The organism is Kitasatospora sp. NPDC127121 (assembly GCF_042677305.1).
In the GTDB taxonomy this organism is placed as follows: Bacteria; Actinomycetota; Actinomycetes; order Streptomycetales; family Streptomycetaceae; genus Kitasatospora.
The window spans coordinates 15,934-38,799 of record NZ_JBHXTQ010000032.1; the positions used below are offsets into that span (position 1 = coordinate 15,934).

Annotated in this window: 11 protein-coding genes; 1 reads left to right on the forward strand and 10 read right to left on the reverse strand. The window is 75.5% G+C overall.

Going from position 1 to position 22,866, the window contains the following annotated elements:
* Window positions 1-57 precede the first annotated feature (57 nt).
* The 9 genes from ACFVHI_RS17855 to ACFVHI_RS17895 all read right to left on the reverse strand — a co-directional run bounded on the left by ACFVHI_RS17855 (window position 58) and on the right by ACFVHI_RS17895 (window position 20,553).
* Window positions 58-1,332 carry an ATP-grasp domain-containing protein gene (locus ACFVHI_RS17855; RefSeq protein ID WP_380340325.1) on the reverse strand — a complete coding sequence of 425 codons (1,275 nt, stop codon included), beginning with the start codon at window positions 1,330-1,332 and terminating at the stop codon, window positions 58-60.
* Window positions 1,329-1,565: an MbtH family protein gene (locus ACFVHI_RS17860; RefSeq protein WP_380340328.1), complete on the reverse strand. Its 237-nt coding sequence runs from the start codon at window positions 1,563-1,565 to the stop codon at window positions 1,329-1,331. The genes ACFVHI_RS17855 and ACFVHI_RS17860 overlap by 4 nt, the downstream gene beginning before the upstream one ends.
* Complete coding sequence (locus ACFVHI_RS17865; RefSeq protein WP_380340331.1) at window positions 1,562-2,296, reverse strand: DUF6875 domain-containing protein; 735 nt, start codon at window positions 2,294-2,296, stop codon at window positions 1,562-1,564. The genes ACFVHI_RS17860 and ACFVHI_RS17865 overlap by 4 nt, the downstream gene beginning before the upstream one ends.
* Entirely contained in the window at window positions 2,293-4,086 is a 1,794-nt protein-coding gene (locus tag ACFVHI_RS17870; RefSeq protein WP_380340334.1) for a non-ribosomal peptide synthetase, read from the reverse strand. The genes ACFVHI_RS17865 and ACFVHI_RS17870 overlap by 4 nt, the downstream gene beginning before the upstream one ends.
* Complete coding sequence (locus tag ACFVHI_RS17875) at window positions 4,083-5,489, reverse strand: cytochrome P450 (RefSeq protein ID WP_380340337.1); 1,407 nt, start codon at window positions 5,487-5,489, stop codon at window positions 4,083-4,085. The genes ACFVHI_RS17870 and ACFVHI_RS17875 overlap by 4 nt, the downstream gene beginning before the upstream one ends.
* A 2-nt stretch (window positions 5,490-5,491) precedes the next feature.
* Window positions 5,492-6,391, reverse strand: a complete 900-nt coding sequence (locus ACFVHI_RS17880) for a phytanoyl-CoA dioxygenase family protein (protein WP_063352189.1) — start codon at window positions 6,389-6,391, stop codon at window positions 5,492-5,494.
* 103 nt (window positions 6,392-6,494) lie between these two features.
* Complete coding sequence (locus tag ACFVHI_RS17885; protein ID WP_380340341.1) at window positions 6,495-11,123, reverse strand: amino acid adenylation domain-containing protein; 4,629 nt, start codon at window positions 11,121-11,123, stop codon at window positions 6,495-6,497.
* Window positions 11,120-14,113, reverse strand: a complete 2,994-nt coding sequence (locus ACFVHI_RS17890) for a type I polyketide synthase (protein WP_380340344.1) — start codon at window positions 14,111-14,113, stop codon at window positions 11,120-11,122. Before ACFVHI_RS17890 ends, ACFVHI_RS17885 begins: the two co-directional genes overlap by 4 nt.
* Window positions 14,110-20,553, reverse strand: coding sequence for an amino acid adenylation domain-containing protein (locus ACFVHI_RS17895; RefSeq protein WP_380340347.1), 6,444 nt, complete (start codon window positions 20,551-20,553; stop codon window positions 14,110-14,112). The genes ACFVHI_RS17890 and ACFVHI_RS17895 overlap by 4 nt, the downstream gene beginning before the upstream one ends.
* A gap of 781 nt (window positions 20,554-21,334) precedes the next feature.
* Between ACFVHI_RS17895 and ACFVHI_RS17900 the strand changes: the two genes are divergently transcribed.
* Window positions 21,335-22,201 carry an LLM class flavin-dependent oxidoreductase gene (locus ACFVHI_RS17900; RefSeq protein ID WP_380340350.1) on the forward strand — a complete coding sequence of 289 codons (867 nt, stop codon included), beginning with the start codon at window positions 21,335-21,337 and terminating at the stop codon, window positions 22,199-22,201.
* A gap of 15 nt (window positions 22,202-22,216) precedes the next feature.
* On the opposite strand, the gene ACFVHI_RS17905 is transcribed toward ACFVHI_RS17900, so the two are convergent.
* Window positions 22,217-22,866: WD40 repeat domain-containing protein (locus ACFVHI_RS17905; RefSeq protein ID WP_380340353.1), on the reverse strand; the 650-nt coding region annotated here is incomplete at its 5' end.

A 22,866-nucleotide genomic window follows, 5' to 3' on the forward strand; every position in this document is an offset into this window, starting at 1 on the left:
CTCTTCGACGCTCTCGGCGGGGCGTGCGCGGCCGGCCTGTGGTGGGGAACGTTCTCTTCACTGGGGTGCGAACTCCAGGTGGAATCTGTCATGGACGGATGTGATGAGCCGGAGCAGCTCGTCATGGGTGGCGACGGTGCCCCGGACGAACGCCAGGCGCTGTGCGGGGTGGCGCCAGTCGACGGGCTGCCCCGGGGCCGTCGCCACGTCGACCTCGCCGACGCCGGGGAGGGCCCGTACGGCGTCGGCGCCGTCGATCGCCCGGACGGTGCCGACCGTGCGCGGTGGCACGATGAAGTACTCGAAGGTCACCGCCGCCGGCCGGGGGGCCGTGACGGGCTCGACGGTGCGTTCCAGGGCCAACGCGAAGGCGAGGGCGAGCAGATCGATGCCCAGCGCCCGGTCCAGCAGGCCCACGGCGCGCCCGCCGACGCGTCCGTTGACCTCGATGACGCGGGGGCCGTCCGGGGTGAGCTTCACCTCCGTGTGGGTCACCCCGGTCGTCACGCCGAGGGCCCGGACCGCGGCCGCGGCGAGTTCGGCGGCGTCCTTTTCCACAGCGGGCGTGAGGGTGGCGGGCAGGAACAGCCCGGTCTCCCGGAGCGGGTCCGCCAGGGCGAACTTGCCGGTGACGCAGAGGGTCGTGACCTCCGCGTGCTGCACGACGGCCTCGACGGAGACGTAGTCCCCCCAGTCCGGTCCGGCCACCGCAGGGTCGCCGGGCAGGTACTTCTCCACGACGAAGTCACGCGGGGCGCCGTGCGGGCCCGCCGGCTCGTCACGCCCGGGGGCGAGGCCGACGTCGGCCAGGGCGCGCCGCTGCTGCTCGCGGTCCGCCAGCCGTACGGTGTCCTGGCTGCCCGCCCCGGTACGGGGTTTGAGCACCACGGGGTAGCCCAGACGGGCCACGGCGGCGTCGACCTCGGCGGCGGACCGCACCACGACGCTCGGGGTGTGGTCGACCCCCGCCGCCGCGAACGCCGCGCGCTGGTCGGCCTTGTCGGTGAGCAGCCGGACGGTGTCCGGCCGGTGGTAGGGCAGGCCGAGGGCCTCGGCGAGCCGCGCGGTGCCGGCGAGGCAGTACTCGCTGAAGGTGACGATGCCCACCGGGCCGTGCCCGCGCAGCAGTTCGGCGGCGGGGGTGTCGTGTCCGCTGATCTCGCAGACCCGGGCCCGTCGGCGCATCCCCGCGAGCAGCGGCGCCACGCCCGGTACCGCCGGGTCGCAGACGAAGACCACGTCGCACAGGCCGCGGGCGGCGCCGAGGATCTCGGCCGGCCCCGCCGACCCCCTGCCGTAGACGACGGCGACCGTGGGAAGCGTGTCGGTCACGGGGACCCCGGGGAGCCGGCCGGGCCCGCGGGGACCGGTGCGGCGGGGCCCGCCTGGCGCCGGGCGGACTTCGGGGTCATGTCGTCCCACTCCTCCTCGATCCTGCGCAGGCAGTCCTCGCGGGACGCCGGCTCGCCCACCGTCCGCCACCCCTGGGGGACGTCGTGGTAGGTGGGCCAGATCGAGTACTGCTCCTCGTGGTTGACGACGACGTGGTACTGGTCCTCGGTCACGGCGCGTCGTTCTCCTTTGCCTTCGGGGCGAGCTCGGGCAGGCCGTGACGTTCCACAGCGGTCACGTACAACTCGCGCAGGAGCGGGTCGCGTACGCGGCCCCGTTCGTAGTGGGCGCGGAAGTTCTGATCGTAAATCCTGAACCAGGCGCGGTGCTTGTACAAGAAGAGCACATCGTGGGGCGCCATCCGGCGGATCGCGAACAGGCCGACGGGGGCCACGGAGACGGGGAAGAGCGGGTTGCGCACGGCCCGTTCGTCGCAGTGCGGGTGGAACTGACCGACCATCAGCCCGTGGGCGACCGCGCTGTTCTTCAGGCCCTCGTACGCCTCGTCGAGGACCTGCCAGCCCTCCGGCCCGGTGGCCGGCAGCACCACGATGCGGCAGTCGAGGGAGGCTCCGGTGTGGGTGCGGCTGCGCTCGGTGCCGAGGGCGAACGTGGACATCTCCGCCTCCAGGGCCTCGCGCAGCTGCCGCGCGTCCTCCCCGGTGATGTCGTAGCGGAAGCTGAACTGGGCGTCCTTGCCGCTGAGGGCGGGCGGGATGAAGGGGCAGACCGGCCCGGTGCGGCCGATCTCGTCGTGGGGCCGGCCGATGTACTGGCGCAGCCAGGTGTGGACCTGGGCGAAGTCCCGGGCGTGCCGGGCGGGTGACTGGGGTTCGATCACCCGGATCCACAGGCCGTCCATTCTGGCCAGATCATTGTCCTGATCCTGCATCACCTGCGTCATGCGACGGCCTCCTGTGCTCGGTCGCCGGGGGGTGCCGGGGTGGTGCTCGGGGCGGTCAGCCGGCACAGATCGGCGTACGTGGGAGCGGCGTAGAGCTGGGCGAAGTCGAGGGTCGGTCCGAGCTGGGTGCGCACCTGCTCGACCAGGCGCATCAGCCCCAGGGAGGTGCCGCCGTCGGCGAAGAAGTCGGAGTCGGGCAGCGGGCGGTGCCCCGTCTGGGACTCCCAGGCCGCGGCGAGTGCGGGGTGGCCCGGGGCGGCGGTGTCGGGCGCGTCGTGCGTCCGGGCGTCCGCGTCGTCCGCGAGGCGGGCGAGGGCGGCGCGGTCCACCTTTCCGGTGGGCCCCAGCGGAAGGGCGTCGACCGCGATGATCCGCTCGGCCACCAGATGGCGCGGGGCCCGCTGCCACGCGCCCCGGCGCACCGCGTCGGTGTCGACGGACGCCGGGGTGAGGAAGGCGGTCAGGACGGCGCCGTCGGGCCCGGTGCCGGCGATGACGGCGGCGTCGTCGACGGCGGGGTCGGCGGCGAGGACCGCCGCCGCCTCCGCCGGATCGGTGCGGAAGCCCCTGACCTTCACCTCGTCGTCGGCGCGCCCGAGGAAGTCCAGGGCGCCGTCGGGGAGGTGGCGTACGCGGTCACCGGTGCGGTACATGCGGGCACCGGGCCGGGCGGAGAAGGGGTCGGGCACGAACCGCGCGGCGGTCGCGGCGGGGTCGTGCAGGTAGCCGCGGGCGAGCCGGGGGCCGCCGAGGTAGAGCTCGCCCTCCGCGCCCGGGGCGACGGGCCGCAGCCGTTCGTCGAGGACGTGGCACGTCGTTCCCGCGATGGCGGCGCCGATGGGGAACGCGGCGGAGTGCTCGCGGTCCCACGCGGCGGCGTCCCCCAGGGTGCTGAAGGTGGTGTTCTCGGTCGGGCCGTAGCCGTTGACCAGCCGGGTGGCGGGGTGGGCGGCGGTGAAGGAGCGCGCGGTGCCGGCCGGGACGGTGTCACCGCCGGTGACGAGGGTGCGCAGGGTGCCCAGCGCCGGGCCGTGGTGGGTGGCCATGAGGCGGAAGAGCGGGGCCGTCAGCCAGGCCGTGGTGATCTGCGGCCGGGCCAGCAGGGCGGCCAGTTCGTGGAGTGCGAGGGGGTGGTGGTCCGCGGCCGTGATCCGGGCCCCGGCCAGCAGCGGGGACCAGATCTCGAACGTGGACGCGTCGAAGGCGAGGGTGGAGTGCAGGAGCACGCCGTCGCCGGGGCCCAGCCGCAGGGACTCCGCCCCGAGCGCCAGCCCGGTGATCCCCCGGTGGGTGACGCCCACGGCCTTGGGGGCTCCCGTGGTGCCGGAGGTGAACATGATGCAGGCCAGGTCGTCGGGGCCGGCCGGTGCGGACGGCACCGCCTTGGTGGTCCGCTCCGTGAAGAGGGAGGGGATGTCGTGCACGGGGATGCCCAGGTCCGCCACCGGTGGGCGGTCGGCGTGCAGGGCCAGGGCCGCCCGGGCCGTGCCGGCCATGAGCCGGACGCGGTCCGCCGGGTACCGGGGGTCCACCGGCACGTAGCAGCCGCCCGCCATCAGGACGGCCAGCATGGCGAGGACGGTCCGCTGGTCGCCGTGCCCGACGATCAGCACGGCGGCACCGGAGTCGACGCCCTTCGCCCGGAGTGACGCCGCCGCGGCGCGCGCCCGCGTCAGGAGCTCCCCGTAGCGGACCTCGCCGTACCGGTCGGCCAACGCCACGCGCTCGGGGAACGCCTCGGCCACGGCGGTGAAGCACTGCTCGATCCGGGCGTGCGGCGCGGTCGTCATCGTGCCCCCGAGGGGTGCTTGCGGGCGTTGCCGAGGCCGGTGGTTGCGGTGCCGGTTCCGGTGCCGGGGTACGGGCCGGTGCCGGGGCCGGGGTGCGGGGTGAACACGGCGCGCGGGCTGGGGTCCGGGGTCAGGGCGATGGCCGGTCGCAGCCCGGTCGCGGCCCGGTCGCCCAGCAGGGTGAACCGGCCGTGCGCGAGGATCGTCGCCGTGGCGAGCTGCGCCTCCAGCAGCGAGAACTGCCGCCCCAGGCACTGGTGGGGCCCGGCCCCGAAGGGGAAGTACTGCTGGACGGGCGGGCGCCGGCCCAGGAAGCGCTCCGGACGGAACTCCTCGGGCGCCTCCCACAGGGCCGGGGCGCGGTGGATGGCGTAGGTGCTGGCCAGGACGAGGTCGCCGGGCTCCAGCCGAACGCCGGCCGCCTCGACGGGGGTGTCGATGCGGCGGAACAGCGCCCACGCGGGCGGGTGCAGCCGCAGCGATTCCTCGACCACCGCCAGCGTGTACGGCAAGGTTCCCTGGGGGATCGACGGCGCGGCGCGCAGGGAGCGGAGGTCGGTGGAGTGGACCTCGTCGAGGGTGCGGGCCAGGGCCGGGGGAGAGCCGGCCAGGTTGTGGAAGGTCCAGGTGAGCAGGGTGCCCATGGTCTCCACGCCGGCCACGAAGATCGACATCAGTTCCTCGCGCAGCACGTCCTCGGGGCGGTCGCCGAGCGTGTCCCCCCGCTGGTGCAGGGCGGCGACGAGCGACGGCAGGACCCCGTCGGCCGTGGCCGGCGCGGGCGCCTGGGCCGCCCGGTGCGCGATGAACTCCTCCAGCACCGCCCTGTCCCGGGCGAACGCCTCGCCGTCCGCGTCGGTGACGGTCTCCGGGGCGAACAGCCGCCGGTCCAGGTAGTGGACGGCCGTGTCCACCGTCGAGGCCAGGGAGGCCAGTTCGGCGCCGGTCAGCTCCGGGTCCACGAGCCGGAGGATGATCTCGATGCTCAGCTGCTGGAGGGTGTGTCCGAGGTCGAACTCGCGGCCCGCCCCGGGCAGCAGCCGACGGCGGACGAAGTCCTCCGTGCTCTCCAGCACCAGGGTGTGCAACTCGGCCACGGCCCGGGCCGAGAACATCGGGCGCAGCAGGGCGCGGCGGTGGCGCCACTGCTCCCCGGAGGCGACCACGAACAGTCCGCTGCCCACCAGTTCGCGCAGCAGCCCGCGGTGGTTGCGGGTGCCGTGGGCGAGGGCCGCGGCGGCGACGGCGGGTTCCGCCGCGACGATCAGCCGCGTGCCGTCGTCCAGCGGGACGGCGCTGACCGTCCCCTCGTCGCGCAGCCGTGTCATCAGCCCCAGGGGGTCGCTGCCGAGCTCCTGGTCGAACTCCTCGTAGCCGACCGAACTCACGGTGATGCTCGCCATGGCTAACCCCGCCCCTCGGCGGACTCTTCCGCGTCTTCCGCGAGCGTGATGATCTGCTGGGAGTGGTCGTTCATCGTCCAGCCCTCGGCGGTGCGCACGGAGGTGCGCTGCTGCTCCGTGTAGCCCCTGCCCCGGTCGTGGAAGTGCCAGGCGAACGGCGGGCGGAGCAGCCGGCGTTCGACCGGGGTCCACTCCTCGCCCGGGAGGTCCTCGGGCACGGGCGCGGGAGCGGTGTGCTGCACCATGCCCGCGGTGTAGCGGCAGAAGACGACCCGGCGTTCGAAGTCGGCGGCCCAGGGCCAGCTGCCGTGGGTGGCGGTGTCCGCGAAGAGGACCACCGAGCCGGCCCTGACCGGGACGCGGGAGACCCAGTCGCCGACCTTCTGCCAGGTCTGGAAGTCCTCCGGGATCTCGAAGGCCGACTTGTGGCTGCCGGGGACCACCGCGAAGCCGCCCTGGTCGGCGAGGGCGTCGGTGAGGCAGAACGCGACGATCAGGTGTCCGCCGTAGATCCGGCCGTCGCGGACCTGGTAGGTCAGCGGCGGGTACTCCCACGGGGTGTTGCCGTTGTGCAGGATCAGCGCTCCGGCGCCCTTGCGGGCGTAGAGCACCTGGCCCTCGTCGTAGCGCAGGTCGGCGCCGAGCACCTCCTCCAGGTGCGGCAGCACCTTCTCGTGGCTGATCAGGTCGCGCACCGGGCGCGGGGTGGTGTGGAGCGGGCCGGCGTTGGCGATGAACGGGTTGTACCGCTTGAGCAGCGGGTATCCGAGCTTGTTCTCGCCCTCCCACAGGCCGTGGCCGTCGAGGGCGGCGTTGACGGCGGCGAGTTCCCGCGCGGAGAGGACGTCCTCCAGGACCAGGTAGCCGCGCAGGTCGAACAGGTACTTCTGCTCTTCGTCCATGACTTTTCCCCTTGTGTCGGATGTGTCGGATGTGCCGGAGAGCGGGCGGTCGGGGCACGGGCGCGACGGGCGCACCGCGCGGGAGGTGCGGCTGGGGCGTAGCTCAGCTCTGGTCGGGTTCGAGCTCCGCCAGGGCCCGGGCGAGGTGCCCGCGCAGCTCGGCCTGCGGGAAGAGGCCGACGGCTCCGGTCAGGAGCACCGAACACCCTCCCGAGCGGGCCGGTTGCACGTGGAGGACGAGGTCGAGGTCCGCCCAGTGCTCGGGCACGGTGTCGTGGGGCAGGTCGTCCGGCACCACGGCCGGGTTCTCCTCCGGCCCGTGGACGACCAGCCCGGCCGCGCAGACCGGCGGCCGGACCGCGGGGTCGACCGGATCGGCGAGCTCGGCGATGTGCAGCAGCGGCAGGTCGGCGTGGTCCAGGGCGGACAGCAGCGCCCGGTGGGCGTGGCCGGCCCCGGTGGCGCCGAGCACCACCGGCAGCAGGTCGACGGCGCGGCCGACGAGCGATTCCTCGGTGGCCGCCGAGCGGTGGGAGACCGGCATGCCGATCACCGTGGACGTGCCGCCCGACATCCGGGAGACGATCCGGCCGAGCAGGTCGAGGAAGGCGGCCGTGGTGGTCGTCCCCGCCGTCCGGCCCGCCTGCTGGAGGCGTGCGTACGCGTCGGCGGGGAGGACCTTCCGCACCCCGTGGTTGCGGAAGGTCCTCGGGCCGGTGCGGCGCTCGGCGAACGGGTCCGGGGGAACCGGGCCCAGGCTGGTGCGCCAGTACCGTTCCAGCTCGGCGCGCCGGGCCGTGCGGCGGACGGCCCTGGCGCGGGCGTAGTCGCTGTAGCGCGGGGCCGGTCGGGGCAGGTCGCGTCCGGCGAGCAGGGCGAGGAGCTCGTCGGCGAGGATGCCCACGGAGGCGCCGTCGCCCCGGTGGCGGGCGAGCCTCAGCAGCAGGTGCCGGACGGTGCCGTCCTCCCCGGTCAGCAGGACGACCTCCAGCCCCGGTGATCCTGCGGGCAGCGGCCGCTCGACCAGTGCGGTGTCCCAGTGGACCAGGGCGGGCCGGTCCGGCAGCGGGGCCACGGGGCAGGGCTGCCACGCGTCGTGCTGTCCCGTTCCGGCGGCCCCCGGTGTCGCCTGCGGGGCTGTCGGTTGTAGGGCCTCGTGCCGGGCGACCAGTGCGCGGACCGCCCGCTCCACGTCCTGCGGATCCACGGGGGCATCGAGCCTGAGCAGCAGCGGAATCGGGGGAGCGGGGTGTCCGAGGGCCCGTTCCTGCTGGGCCACCCGGAGCTGTTCGGGCGTCTGGGACGCGTCGGCTCCGGCGCCGTCGGCGGGAAGCGGCCGCGCGGCGGCGAGCAACGTCCTGACCTCGGTGGCGAGTTCGACGGCCAGCGGATGCGTCAGGACGGTGCGCACGGGGACCTCCACCCCGAGGCGCCGGCTCAGCACGGAGGCGATCCGGGCGGCCCCCAGCGACGCGCCGCCGAGGTCGTAGAGATGGTCGTCCAGGGTGGCCGACGGCCGGTCGAGCGCCGCCGCGAACGCCTCCACCACGGCGGCGGCCACCCGGTCGTGGGCGGCGGCGGGGCCGTCCGCCGTGCGCGCGGAGCGCACCATGGCCAGCAGCGCGCGGCGGTCCGCCTTGCCGTTGGCGGTCACCGGCAGCCGCGGGAGCACCCGGATCTCGCCGGGCACCATGTACGGCGGGAGGGTACGGGCCAGATGGGCGCGCACCGCCGCCGGGTCCGGGGCGGGCTCGCCGGTGACGAAGCCCACCAGGCGGCTGACGCGTTCCCCGACGACGACGGTCGCCGCCTCCCGCACCCCCGGCGCGTCCACGACGTGCCGGTCCACCTCCTCCAGCTCCACCCGGTGGCCGCGCACCTTGACCTGGTTGTCGCTGCGGCCGACGAACTGCACGCTCCCGTCGGCGTTCCACCGCACCCGGTCCCCGGTGCGGTACATCCGCGAGCCCGGGGGACCGGCCGGGTCGGGCAGGAACCGGGCCGCCGTTTCGGCCGGACGGTCCCGGTAGCCTCGTGCCACCCCGGTGCCGCCGATGTACAGCTCGCCGGTGACCCCGATCGGCACCGGACGCAGCGCGCCGTCGAGGATGTGCAGGCGCACGCCGGAGACGGGGTGGCCCACGGGGGCGGTGCCGCCCTCGGCCCCCGCCGTGCACCGGTACGAGGTGGCGTCGATGCAGGTCTCGGACGGCCCGTACTGGTTGCGCAGTTCACCGCGGCCGACACGCAGGTAGCGGTCGGCCTGCGCCGAGGGCAGCGCCTCCCCGCCGCAGAAGACGACCCGGGCCGGCAGCCGGCGCAGATCCTCGTCGTCCAGGGCCGCGAGCAGGGACGGGACGACGTCGACCACGGTCGCGCAGTACTCCAGGGCGGCCTCCACCAGGGAGGCCGGATGCGCCCCGAGGTCGACGCCGGGGAAGACCACGCCGGCCCCGGCGACCAGCGGTCCGAAGCACTGCCACAGCGACGGGTCGAAGACCAGGGGAATGGTCTGGAGCACCCGGTCGGGGGCGGCGAGGCCGATCGCCTCGCGGCGCCAGGCGAGTTCGTTGGCCAGCGCCCCCAGCGGCACCGGGACGCACTTGGGCGTACCGGTCGTGCCGGAGGTGAACACCGCGTAGGCCAGGTCCTGCGGGCCCGTGCGGGCCACGGGCGGCACCGCCGTGCCGGTGGCCGGGAGCTCCCGCGCGCCCCCTCGGGGGAGCCTGATCGTCCGCAGGGCCCTCCCCGGCGGGCCGCCGTCGGCGTCGTGCCCGGTGGCACGGTCCTCGGTGGCACGGTCCTCGGTGGCGTGGTCCCCGTCGGTACGGTCCTCGTTGGCATCGGGGCCGTCGGCGTCGTGCCCGGGGCCGTCGGCCGTGCGGACGAGGAAGTCCGCCCGGGCGCTGCGCAGCAGGGCGCGGCGGCGTTCCGCGGGGTCGTCGGGGCGCAGCGCGATGATCCAGCCGCCGAGCCGCCAGACCGCCAGGGCCAGCGTCGGATAGTCGGCGCCCGCCGGTACGTCCAGGGCCACCGCGGAGCCGGGGCCGACCCCGGCCAGGGCGAGGTGGGCCGCCGCGCGCTCGGTGCGCTCGTGCAGCGCCCGGTAGGTGAGGTGGCCGTCGGCGGCGTCCCGGACGGCGAACGCCTCGGGGGTGCGCCGCGCCCAGTCCGCGAAGGCGTCGTAGGGCAGGCGGGCCCCGGCCGCGGGCGGCGCCGTCGAGGCGGCCGCTATGGTCGCGCGCTCGGCCGGGTCGCGTGCGTCCAGGGCGGCCAGCGGCGCGTCGGGGGCGGCGAGTACGGAGGCGAGGCAGCGTCGGTAGGCCTGCCCGAGCCGGGCGAGGGCCGCGTCGGTGTAGTGCTGCGGGGAGCCGGTCAGCCGGATGGCGGCGGTGTCGGCGTGTTCCGTGAGCTGCACGGTCAGCGCGCCCTGGTCGCCCTGGACGCGCACCGGCAGGGGGGTGACCGTGAGGGGGCCGGCCGGGCGCGGCCGGTTGTCCTCGTGGGTCAGGACGAAGGCGGCGGCGGGTACGGGCACGGCGGTGTCGTCGGAGGTCAGGGGGAGGGTCGGGTGCTGCGAGCCGGTCAGGAGCTGCTCGCCGGTCCGCCGGGCCAGCGCGGCGAAGCCCAGCGCGGGGGGCAGGGGCAGGGCGAGGGGCATCGCGGAGACGAAGGCGCCCACGGTGAGGTCGTAGCGCTCCGCCGCCCGGTTGGCGGTGGGAACGCTCACGGAGGCCGTCCGGGTGCCGGTGACCGCGCTCCAGGTGGCCGCGAACGCGGCGAGCCACACCGCGTGCGCCGTGCAGGCGCGCCGCCGGGCGAACGCGTGGACCTGCCGGGTGAGGTCCGGGGGCAGCGCCAGCTCGGCGTGCGGCATCCGGGCGGTCTGCTGCGCGGTGGCCTGCTGCGTGACGGCCTGCTCCGTGCTGGCCGGGTCGACGGCGAAGGGGAGTTCGGCCCCGTCGTCGGCTCCGTCGTCGGCGCGGCCGCTGGAGCGGGCCCAGTGGGCGGCGTGGGCGGCCAGCGCGGCCCGTCCGTCCGGCGACTGCTCCCAGTGGACGTAGTCGAGGTGCTGGGCGCCCGGCGCGGGACGGGTGGAACCGGGGCCGTCCCCGGCGGCGTACGTGTCCAGCAGGTCGTCGATCAGCACTCCCAACGACCATCCGTCGCAGACGGCGTGGTGGAAGGTCAGGAGGAGGGTGTGCTGCTGCGGCCCCTGGGCCAGCAGGACGGCGCGGACGTACGGGGGCCGGTCCAGGCGGAACGGGCGCGCCGCCTCGGCGTCGAGTGCCTGGTCCCGCTCCGGCGCTCCCGCGGGCAGTTCCCGTATCTCCAGCGGGATGCGGGCGGGCAGGTCGAAGCGCTGCCGGGGCACCCCGTTCTCCTGGCCGAAACGGGTTCGCAGGGCCAGATGGCGGGCGGCGAGGGCGTCCAGGCATACGCGGAGCCGGTCGATGTCCAGCGGGCCCGCGAGCTGGAGGGCCAGGGGCACGGTGTAGGCCGCCGACGCGGCGGGCGACGCCTGTTCGGCGAGCCACATCCGGTACTGGGTGACGGAGAGGGGGTGGCTGCCGGCCACGGCCTCCGGGCGGGACGGGAGCGCCGGTTCCGAAGGCGCGAGTGCCGGTACGGAAGCCGCCGGTGGCGCGGCCGAGGGGCTGCGCCCCTGGAGCCGGGCGGCCAGTTCGGCGCGCTGCCCGGGGGTGAGCCGGTCGAGGGGCGAGGCGGTCATCCGAGCTCCTCCCCGGCCTCGTCGAGGATCTGCTGGGCGATCAACCGCTCGACCAGCGCGTACTGGAGCCCGATGGACCGGGCCCGCAACAGCTCGCCGACGGGGACGTCGACGCCGAACCGGCGGCTCATCCCGCGCGCCAGCCGGGCCACGGTGAGCGAGTCACCGCCCAGCTGGAAGAAGTCGGCCGTGTCGGGCACGTCGGTCACCCCCAGCTGTTCGGCCCACAGGGCGCGGAGGATCGCGACGGGGGTGTCCGCGACGGGGGTGTCCGCGACGGGCTCGGCCGCGTCGGCGACGGCCGCCCGGGCGGGTGGTCCTGGCGGTGGTCCGGGCGTCGGGGCGGCCGGCACCGGATGGCGCGGGCCGTGGAACGGATAGGTCGGCAGCGGGACGGAGCGCCCCGGCGCCTGGAGCGGGGAGAGGTCCAGGGGGAGGCCGGAGCACCACAGCCGGCCGATCGCCAACAGCACCGGGCGGGCGGTGGAAGCGGCCGGGGCGTGCGCGGGCGCGGCGGGGGCCGGCGGCGAGGAGCCCAGCAGCGGGATCGCGGGCAGCCCGGCGGCTTCCGCGAAGCCGCTCAGCACCCGGCCGGGCCCCACCTCGACCGCGACGGCGTCGGGGAACTTCGCCCGGGCCGTCGCCAGCGCGTCCGCGAAGCGCACCGGCCGGCGGGCGGCCCGGGCGAAGTGGCCGGGGTCGGTGAGCGAGCCCTCGGGCAGCAGCTGCCCCTCCGTGTTCTCGATCCACGGCAGGACGGCGGGGCGCACCTCGGCGGCCGCCGGTGTGCCCCGCAGCGCGTCGGCCGCCGGTTCGATCAGCGGGGAGTGGAAGGCGCGGGACGACCGCAGCACCTTGGCCGCGTACCGGTCGCCGACCTGCTCCCGGAAGGCCGCCACCGCCTCGGGGGGCCCGGCGAGCACGGTGCTCGTGGCGGCGTTGACCGCCGCGACGCCCAGCTCGGCGCCGGTCTCGGCCAGCAGGGCCCGGGCCTCGGCCTCGCCGCAGGCCAGGGAGACCATCGCGCCCGGGGCGCAGTCCTGCATCAGCTGGGCCCGGCGTGCCACCAGACGGGCCGCGGTGTCGAGGGCGAGGGCGCCGGCCAGGGTCGCCGCCGTGATCTCCCCCAGGCTGTGCCCGAGCAGCGCGCAGGGCACCAGGCCCAGGGCGAGCAGCGCCGTCCCGGCGGCGTACTCGACGGCGAAGAGCGCGGGCTGGGCGAGCGCCGTCCGGGCGAGCCGTTCGGCGGGGAAGGAGGCGTCGTGCAGCGCCTCGTCGACCTCGCGGGCGAGCCCGGGGGAGAAGGCGGCCAGGCAGGCGTCCAGCGCGTCGGCGAACGTGGGCAGGGCGGCGGCGAAGGGCGCCGCCATGCCGGGGAACTGCGTCCCCTGCCCCGGGAAGAGCAGCAGCGCCGGGGCGGGGTGCGCCGCCGTCGCCGGTGTCGCCTCGGCCGGGGCACGCAGCGCCGCCACGACCTCGGCCACGCTCGCGCCCACCGCCGAGGAGCGGTACGGGAGTTCCGCCCGCCGGGTGAGGGTCCGGCCGACGTCCGCCAGCGAGGGGGCGGCTTCGGCGTCCTCCAGGTGCGCGGCGAGCCGCTCCCGCATGCGGGCGAGGGCCCGCGGGTCCTTCGCGGAGAGCACCACCAGCCGTTCCCGCCCGGTCGGCGGGGCGGGCGGCGCGGCGGCCGGCTCCGGAGGCTGCTCCACCAGCATGTGCACGTTGGTCCCGCCCACGCCGAACGAGCTCACCGCGGCCCGGCGCGGCTGCGGGCCCCGCCACGGCCCGGCCTCGGTGGGCAGGGACAGCGGCGAGTCCTCCCGTTCCAGCAGCGGATTGGCCCGGCTCAGCCCGGGAAGCGCGGGCACGTACCCGTGCCGGAGCACCAGCAGCGCCTTCACCAGCCCGGCGAGTCCGGCGGCGGCGTCGAGGTGGCCGATGGTCGCCTTGAGCGCGCCGACCGGGATGCTGCCGGGAGCGGCACCCAGCGATCGGTACACCGCCGAGGCGGCGGACCACTCGATGGGGTCGCCGACGCGGGTGCCGGTGCCGTGGCTCTCCAGGTAGCCGACGGACGCGGCGTCGACGTCGGCGGCGGCGAGCGCGGCGCGGATCGCCTGCTCCTGGCCCGCCGCCGACGGCGCGAGGAAGCCCGCCTTGGCGGTGCCGTCGTTGTTGACGGCGGAACCCAGCAGCACTCCGTGCAGGGGGAGCGGGCCGCCCGCCACGTCCTCGTAGCGGCGCAGGACGACGCCCAGCGCCCCCGAGCCGCCGAGGGTGCCGTCCGCCGACGCGTCGAAGGGGCGGCAGTGCCCGCTGAGCGACATCACTCCGCCGGCCATGGGCAGGTGCCCCGCCTGGGGGGCGTTGGCCGACGCGGCGAGCACCAGGGCCTGGTCGCACTCCCCGTTGTTCAGCGCCTGGACGGCCAGGTGGGCCGCGACGAGCGAGGAGGAGCAGGCCGTGAGGACGGTGAGTGCGGGCCCGGTCAGCCCCAGTTTGTAGGCGATGCGCGTCGCGAGGAAGTCGCGTTCGTTGACGAGGAGCGCCTCCTCGAACTCCGGGGGCGCCAGCGAACCGGAGGCCAGGAGCGCCCGCAGATGACCGCTGCCGCTGGCGGCCGCGTACACCGCCGTCCGCAGCCCGTCGCCGGCCGTGACGCTGTGGCCGGCGTCCTCCAGGGCGGCCCAGGCGCATTCCAGTAGCAGCCGGTGCTGCGGGTCCGTCAGCCCGGCCTCGCGGGGGCTGACGCCGAAGAACTCGTGGTCGAAGCGGTCGGCATCGTCGAGCGGCCCGTGGACGGGGACGTAGGCCGGATCGTTGGCGAGGGACGCGGGGACGCCACGGGCCGCCAGCTCCTCCCGGCTCAGGCGCCGGGTCAGCACCCGCCCGTCGCGCAGGGCCTGCCACAGCTGTGCCAGATCGGCCGCTCCGGGGAAGCGCCCCGTCATGCCGGTGACGGCGATGTCGAGGGAACGGTCGCGGTTCATCGGTCGGCCTCCTGGGCGCGGCGGTCGCGGAGCGTACGGGCCGCGTCGCCGCGTCGGCGACGGGACGACCCGGCTGAGGGCGGTGGTTCCGCCCCGGGGGCGGGCGGCGTGTCCGTCGTCGCGCCGGCCGGTCGGGCCAGCCGGGCCGCGAGGTCGGCGACGGTGCTGTGGCGGAAGAGGTCGAGGATCGGTAGCCGGACGCCGGTGTGCCGGTGCAAGGCCTCCTGGAGCGCCGGCACCAGCAGCGAATGCCCCCCGAGGTCGAAGAAGTTGACGTCGCCGGGAACGTCGACGACGCCCAGGACCTCCCGCCACGCCGCGGTGACCGCCGCGTGCCCGGGCGACACGTCCCCGGCGGGCCGGGCGAGCGCCGAGGCCCGGCGCCGGTCCGCCTCCTGCTCCAGGGCCCGTCGGTCGACCTTGCCGTTGGGGGTGAGGGGCAGCCGCTCCAGCCCGTGGACGGCGGCGGGGACCATGAACTCCGGCAGCAGCTCCGCGACTTCGCGCCGTACGGCTTCCGGCTGCCCGCCGCCGGTGACGAAGCCGACGAGGCGCGCGCCGCCGTCGGCGACCACGGCCGCCTCCCGGACGCCCTCGGCGCCGCGCAGCGCCGCCTCCACCTCGGCGGGCTGCACCCGATGGCCCCGGACCTTGATCTGGTGGTCCAGCCGGCCGACGAAGGCGAGCGCCTCCGGCGCCCGCCACCGCACCCGGTCGCCGGTGCGGTACATCCGGGCCCCCGGCTCGCCGCCGAACGGGTCGGGCAGGAAGGCACCGGCCGTCTCGGCGGGCCGGCCGACGTACCCCCGGCCCACGCCCGCGCCGCCGACGTACAGTTCGCCGTCGACCCCCGGGGGGACGGGGCGCAGGGCGTGGTCCAGGACGTAGAGGCGGTACCCCGGCGCCGGGCCGCCGATGTCGACGGCCTCCGGCCCGTGGTAGCGGCGGTAGCTCGCCCAGACGGTGGCCTCGGTGGGCCCGTACTCGTTGACCAGCGCCACCCGGGGCAGGACGGCGAAGTGGCGCCGCAGCAGCTCGTCCGGGAGCGGCTCCCCGGCCGTGACGACCTCGCGCAGGCTCCGCACCGCGTCGGGGCCGGCCCGGTCGGCGGCGGTGAGCAGCAGGGCGTGGAGCGAGGGCACGCACAGCAGCCGGGTGACCTGGTGCCGGGCGATCAGCGCGACCAGGGCCTCGGGGTCGCGGACCTCGTCGTCGCTCGCGACGACCAGGCGGCCACCGGCCGACAGCGTTCCCCAGATTCCGGCCGCGGCCGAGTCGAACGCCGCGGGCGAGAGCAGCAGGAAGACCGGCCGCCCCGGATAGACGGTGCGGCGGGCGGCCGTGGAGGCCGCCAGCGTGCCGTGCTCGATCACCACGCCCTTCGGCCGCCCGGTCGTCCCGGAGGTGTAGATGACATACGCGGGATCGTGCGGTCCGGGCGGGAGGTGGACGGCGGGCTCGGCGCTCCGGTCGGCCGTCGGCTCGGCTGTCGAGGGCAGCAGAAGCACCGGCAGCCCGAACGACGCCGCCCGCCCGGCCATGGCCGCGTCGGTGACGACGGCGGAGGCCCCGCAGTCGGCCAGGCACGCCGCCATGCGGGAGTCGGGGTGCCGGGGATCGAGCGGGACGTACGCGGCACCGGCGAAGTGCACGCCGAGCAGCGCGGTCATCAGGCCCGCGGACCGCTCGGTCAGCACCGCCACCCGGGCGCCCCGGCCCGCGCCCCGGGCCGTCAGCCGGGCGGCGAGGTCCAGGGCGTCGGCCCGCAGCCGCCCGTACGTGAGCTGCTCGCCCCCGGCGACCACGGCGGTCCGCTCCGGCGTTTCCCGGGCGATCCGGGCGACGAGCTCGCTCACCGGGACCACCGGCGCGAACGGCTCCGGGCCCCGCCCCCACTCCAGGGGGAGGCGCCCCGGGTCCAGCGCCACGGGGAGCGCGGCCGGCGCGGAGGGCTCGGCGGCCAGCGCGAGCAGCGCCCCGCGGATCCGCTCGGCCAGCTGCCAGGCCTGGTCCGTCGTCCACCGGTCGGTGCGGTGGAGCACGTCCAGCCGGGCGCCGTCAGGGGTCTCCCGGAGCAGGATCTCGACGTCGTACTTCGCGATGGCCGCCGGGATCTCCACCGGGCGGGCGCGGACGCCGGGCGGCGCGGCCGTCGCCGTGGCCGGCTGCTCATGGTCGACCAGCACCTGGAACAGGGGGGCCTGCCCCGGACCGGCCCGCAGACCGAGCTCCCGGACGAGTTCGTCGAAGGGGTGCGCGCGGTGCGCGTGCGCCCGCAGGAGGGCCGCGTGCGCCTGGGCGACCGCCTCGCCGGCGGTGCCGCCGGGGCGGGGGCGCAGCCGTACCGGGACGGGGTTGACGAAGAGGCCGACGGCCTCGCTGAAGCCGGGCGGTCGGACGTCCATGGTGGTACCGACCAGGACGTCGCCCGCCGCGCCGTACCGGTCGGCCGTGACCGCGAACGCCGACAGGACGAGGACGAGGGCCGTGGTGCGATGCGTCCGCGCCGCCTCCGTCACGCGCCGCCACTGCGCCGCGTCCAGCGGGACGCCGACCGTCGCCGCGGTGCGCCGGTGCGGGCCCGGCCGGGGCCCGCCGAGGGCGACCGGCGAGTGGGCGCAGACGCCGGCGAGCTCCTCGGCCCAGAACCGGCGCAGCCGTTCGGCCTCGGCGGGCGACGGCCCGGGGACGGCGCCCGCCGGGGCGGGCGGGAGCGCCGGGCCGCCGGCCAGCCGGCTCAGCAACTGCTCGGTGATCAGTTCCGTGGAGCGGCGGTCGAGCACGAGGTGGTGGCCGACGAAGACCAGCACGTGGTCCTCGGGGCCGGTCCTGAGCACCCGCAGCTCGACCAAGGGCTCCTCGAACAGGTCGAAGGGCCGGTGGGCCACGCGCCGCAGGTGCTCCGCCAGGGCGTGCCCGGGCACGTCCCGTACGCCCACGGTGAACGCCGTGAGGGGCCACTGCCCGCGCCCGGGGGCCACGTCGTCGTCGATGACCCGCAGCCGCGTCTCGGGGTGGGCGGTGAGCACGTCGCGCCAGGCCGACTGCAGGCGCGCGGGATCCAGGGGACCGCTCAGCCGCAGCGCCCAGTACACGGTGAACTCGTGGCTGTCCGGCTCCGCCCGGTGCAGCAGCCACAGCCGCCGCTGGGCGGCCGACAGACCGGCGGGCGCAGCCGTGGACGGGCCCTCGCCGCCGGCGGGCGCGGCCCGCGCGATCAGGTGCCGCAGCCCTTCCGGTGTGGGGTCGCCGAAGAACGAGGCGAGGTCGACGCGCACCCCGCACTCCTGGTTGACCTCGGCGACGAGCCGGGCCGCGTCCAGTGAACTCCCGCCGCAGGAGAAGAAGTTGTCCCCGTTCGAGGCGGGCGGGCGGCCGAGCGTCAGCGCCCAGAGCCGGACGACGGGGTCCGCGCCGCCGTCCGGCGGCCGCACGGGCGCGGGCACGGGCAGGGCGCGCTCGTCGACCTTTCCGCTGAGCGTGAGCGGGAACGCGTCGACGACCTCGATGTGCGCGGGCACCGCGGCGGGCGCCAGCCGCCGGGCCGCGAGGCCGCGGAGCTCCCCCGGCACCGGAACCGGCCCGGGGCCGCGGGGGGTGACCCAGGCGAGGAGCCCCGCCGTCCCGGTCGGGCCCCGGCGGGCCACGTAGGCGTCCTGGACGCCCGGCGCGGCGCGCAGCACCTCCTCCACCTCGTACGGGTCGACCCGCTGGCCGCGCACCTTCAGCTGGTGGTCGGTCCGGCCGTGGTAGATCAGGTGTCCGTCGGCACCGAGGGTGACGCGGTCCCCCGTGCGGTACATCCGGGCGCCGGGTGCCGGGGCGAAGGGGTCCGGGAGGTAGCGCTCGGCCGTGAGCGCGGGCGCGTTGAGGTAGCCGCGGGTGACCAGCGGCCCCGCGAGGTACAGCTCGCCGCGGGAACCGACCGGCACGGGGCGGAGGTCGGCGCCCAGGACGTAGGCAGAGGTGCCGTCGAGGGGCCGGCCGATGCTGGGGATCCCGTACTCGTCGAAACCGCACCACGTGGTCTGGATCGTGACCTCGGTCGGACCGTAGCCGTTGGATCCCCTGACACCCAGCTCGCGCAGCCTGCGCCAGGTCGTGGCGTCGACCGCCTCGCCCCCGAAGTCCAGCTCCAGGCCCGTGCGTTGGAACATCTCCTCGACTCCGAAGGGGCGCATGGCGGCGAACATCGACGGCGAGGTGCTGAGCAGGCGCACGTCGTTGCGTTCGACCCACTCCACCAGCGCCTGCGGATCGCGGTACGTGGCCTGGTCGGCCACCACCAGGCAGCTGCCCCGGAAGAGGTAGAGGAGCTGCTGGAAGAAGACGTCGAAGGAGACGGCGGCGGTGACGCCGACCCGGGCGGCGGCGGCTCCGGCCGGCTGCGCGTCGACGAGGACGGCGAGGCCCCGGTGCTCGACCATGACGCCCTTGGGGCGGCCGGTGGTGCCCGAGGTGTGCAGGACGTACGCCAGATCGTGGGGGCGGGCGTCGCGGGCGTCTTCGGTGTGCGCGTTCTCGGCGTTCGGGGCCTCGGCGTCCGGGGTCTCGTCGACGATCGTGAGCGAGGCGTCGAGCCGGTGGCGCGACGCGGGGTCGCACAGCACGACACGGGTGCCGGTGTCCGCCACGACGTAGGCGAGACGGGAGTCGGGCTGCGAGGGGTCGAGGGCGACGACATGGGCCCGCACCCGCCACGCCGCCAGCACGGACGCGACCAGGGCGACGCCCCGCTCGCGCAGGACGCCCACCGCGGTGCCCGGGCCCGCGCCGTGGCGGCGCAGGGCGGCGGCGAGCCGGGCGACCTCGCGGTCCAGGCCGGCGAAGGTGAGGAGGTCGTCGCCGCACCGCACCGCGGGCCGCTGAGGTTGTGTGCGCACCCAGGCGTCGAACCGCTCCATGAGGGGTTGTGCGTGCTCCGACGGATCGGTCGGCGCGACGATCAGGGACGGCGTCGCCGCGCTCGTCGAGCGGGGCAGCGGTGCCCCGGGGTCGCGGGCGACGGCGAGCAGGGCCCGGCGGTAGACGGCGAGCAGTTCGGCGGCGGCCGCGTTGGTCGTGCCGCCGCGCATCCGGCGCGTCACCGTCACCGAGGCGTCGTCCGCCCGTAAGCAGAGGTCGAATTCGAGGTCGAAGCGAGTGAGGCCGATCGTCGCGCCGGGGTGCTCGGCGGGGGGAGCGGCTCCGGGAGCTTCGCGGGCATCGGGGACTTCAGGGGTCCCTGGGGGTTCAGTCGCTTCAGTCGCTCCGGGCGCCTCCGGTGTGTCTGCGACGGGTGCCGCCGCCGGCTCACGCACCGCTTCCATCGTGCGGACGGTGAGCCCGCCGAGTGCCGGCCCCGGGAGGGGGTCGCGCAGCTGGAAACTGACGGTGAGTCCGGGCGCTGCGGCGTCGAAGAGGTCCGCGCTCTCGTGGATCGGCTCGTGCGCGTGGGACAGCGCCTCGGCGACGGTCCGCCGCACACCGTCGCAGAGCTCGGCGCCGGAGGCTCCCGAGGGCCACCGCTGGCGCAGCGGGACCATCCGCGCGAAGCAGCCGACCAGCGACACGGTGGCCGGTGTCCGGGAGGCGAAGGGCGTGGCGACCATGACGTCGGGGGCGTTGCCCTGCGTGGCGAACGCCGCGTAGAGGGCGGCGAGTCCCATGAGGTACGGGGTGACGCGCAGGCGACGGGCCGCCGCGCGCACCGCGTCGGCCTCGTCCGGGGGCAGCGGGAGCACCAGGACGTCGGCGTCGGCTGTCCGGGGGCCCGGGGTGCGCGGCAGGGCCTCGGGCCACTGGGCGTCCGCCAGTTCGAGGGGCCAGAAGCGGGAGGGTTCCGCCGGCGCGGGCGGGTCAGGTGCCGTGGGCGGGGCCGCTGCCGCGGGCGGTGCCGGTGCCGGTTCCGGTGTGAAGGGGGGCCCGCCGGTGGTGCGGGCGTTGTACGCGGCGCCGATGTCCGCCAGCAGGTTCTCCAGCGACGCCCCGTCGCACGCGATGTGGTGCACCAGGAGGGAGAGCACATGGTGGTCCGGTCGGTGCCGGAACAGGTCGACGCGGACGGGGCAGTCGCGTCTCAGGTCGAACCGGTGGCGCCCGACGGGAGCCCAGGGTGCGGCGTCGGCCGTCGCGGCCGTGTCCACCGAGGCCGTGTCCACGGCGGCCGTGTCCACCGCGGTCCATCGCGGCTGCGGCGCGCCGGGAACCCAGGAGGGCACGCCGTCCTCGTCGACGAGCCGGCGGGCGAACACGGGGTGCCGGGCGACGGTCTCCTCGACGGCGCCCTTCAGGGCCTGCTCGTCGAGCTGCCCGCGCAGTTCCCAGACGCGGTGGATGTTGAAGGACTCCGGCTGGTCCCGACAGGTGAGCCAGATGCCGAACTCCGGGGCCGAGAGCGGGAATGCGAATTCGGCATCCGATGCCGGACCCGAATCCGAAACCAGGTCGCTCCTGTTCACTTCGGTTGCCCCTTCCGTACGTGCTGGCGACACTCGGCCGGTGGTCCGAGTGCGGGGTGTCGAGAGGAGGAATGTCGCTGTGCGGCCATCCGGGCATGGGGCTCTGAAAACTCGAAGAGTTCGCCCGTGAGCGGGCGGATGCCGGTGACGGCGAATTGAGCGGGGAACCGGGGGCGCGTACGTGAAGGTGCGGTCGGCGCCATCGGGGATCGGTGCCCCGGGTCGGACCTCCGGCCTGCCGGGGTCCGTTCACGAAACGAGTCTGTATGTGCCCTGGGAATTTTTCAAGAACGACCAAACGGAATGTCTTATTCTCGCAGGTGCGGGGAGGGCGACTTTCTGGACATAGGGCTGCGTCCGCCTCTCCCGACACCGGATCCGGCGCTTCCGCCGGCGCTCCTGCCGCCTCGGGGCCGGTGCCAGGGTGCACTTTGGGGCGAATCGCACCGTTGATTTGGGTGAAACCTGTGGACCTTGCGAAGGTTGGTTAAAGGATGTTATATGGCTCGGTAAACCAGCCCCGGGTCAGGATTGGCGTACTTCTCGAAGGCTTGACCCCTGTGGTACGTTCCAGGCGAAGGTGCACCGGATCCGCGTCATCGAGTGCGTGCGACGAGCGGACACCCCTTATTTCGACACGGTTCGAAAGGGTCCGGCAGGAGCGGGAAATCCTGTGGATCACGGACCTGAAGTCGGTATTCAGCTGGCTCTCGCCAATTCATCGACCACCTGCCCGGCAGGCGGCCGTGCCTTGCAGGCAATATCTCGACAGGGAGGTCTCATGGGTCTGCAATTCGGCTTCTGTTTCGGTACCTCGTTACGCCATGACGTGAAGCGGGACCACTTGTGGAAATTGCTCGAAGCGGTGGAGCAGTACGGATTCGATTCGTTCTGGTTCTACAACAACAACGGGGACGACATGCCCCCGCCGCTTGAGCTGGCACGGGAAGTGGCCCACCGGACATCCGCGCTGGTCTTCGGTCCGCACGTCCTGGTCGCCGCTGGCCTGGAACCCTCCGCCGTGGTCCGCGAACTGACCGACCTGTACCGGCGGTCCAACGGCCGGTTCGTCGCCCAGCTCGGCATCGGCGGCCCCCGCGAGGCCCTCATCCGGGACCCCGCCGAGGCGGCCGCCGCCCTGGAGGACATCCTGCGCCGCCTGCGCCGCCTCGTCGGGGAGTCCGCCGGGGAAGCCAGCGGCAGCGGCCCGACCGGGGTGCCGCCCGTCTGGCTGGGCGGAGGCCGGGAGCGGACCGTACGGCGCGTCGCCGCCCTCGCGGACGGCTGGGTCCCCGCGTTCATCACCCCCGCCGAGTACCGCCGGCGCCTGAAGGTCCTGGACGAGGAGCGGCAGCACCTCGGCCGCACCGAGCACATCACCCGCGCGGTGCAGCTCGTCTACGTGCCGCCCGCCATCGACACCCCCGAGCTCCGGCGCGAGCTGGACGCCGAGGTCTCGGCCCACAAGCAGGGCTGCACCAGCCGCGACGTCTATGCCGTCGGCGGCGACCGGGCGTTGCGCGAGCGCCTGGCCGAGTTCGCGGACGTCGGCGTCGAACACGTCATCCTGGTCCCCGCCCGCGCGGTCCCCGACTGGGAAGCCGAGATCGCCCGGCTCCACCACACCGTCACCACGTCGTTCGGCTAGGAACTGTCCTGGCGATCAAGCCGTGTTGGTAGGTACGGACGAGATGTCGACCGCGAGGTAGCCCGAATTGGTTCCCGCGATGAGCAGCCCGTGGTGTTCAGTCAGTTCGTGAACTGCATCTGCAAGGAGTAGCTTGGGTGCGGTCCTGGTATGCAGGTTCCAGATCCGGACTGTCCCGTCAAGGCCTCCGGTGACGAGGCGGGAAATGCCGTCCGGGGCCGTGAACACCGCCACCGCCACCGCCTCCCCGTACAGCCAGTCGGTGTGGCCGGTGAAGGTTTCGCCCTCCTGGGTGCGGGTGGCGGGGTTCCAGATCCGCACCGTCCCGTTGCTGCTGCCGGTGGCGAGGCGGGGGGTGCCGTCCGGCGCGGTGAACACCGCCACCGCCCTCACCGCGCCAGTGAATCCGGTGTGGCCGGTGACGAGCTCGCCGTCCTGGGTGCGGGTGGCGGGGTTCCAGATCCGCACCGTCTCGTCGTTCCCGCTGGTGGCGAGGCGGGGGGTGCCGTCGGGGGCGGTGAACACCGCCACCGCCTCGACACCGCCGGTGTGGCCGGTGACGAGCTCGCCGTCCTGGGTGCGGGTGGCGGGGTTCCAGATCCGCACCGTCTCGTCGCCGCCGCTGGTGGCGAGGCGGGGGGTGCCGTCGGGGGCGGTGAACACCG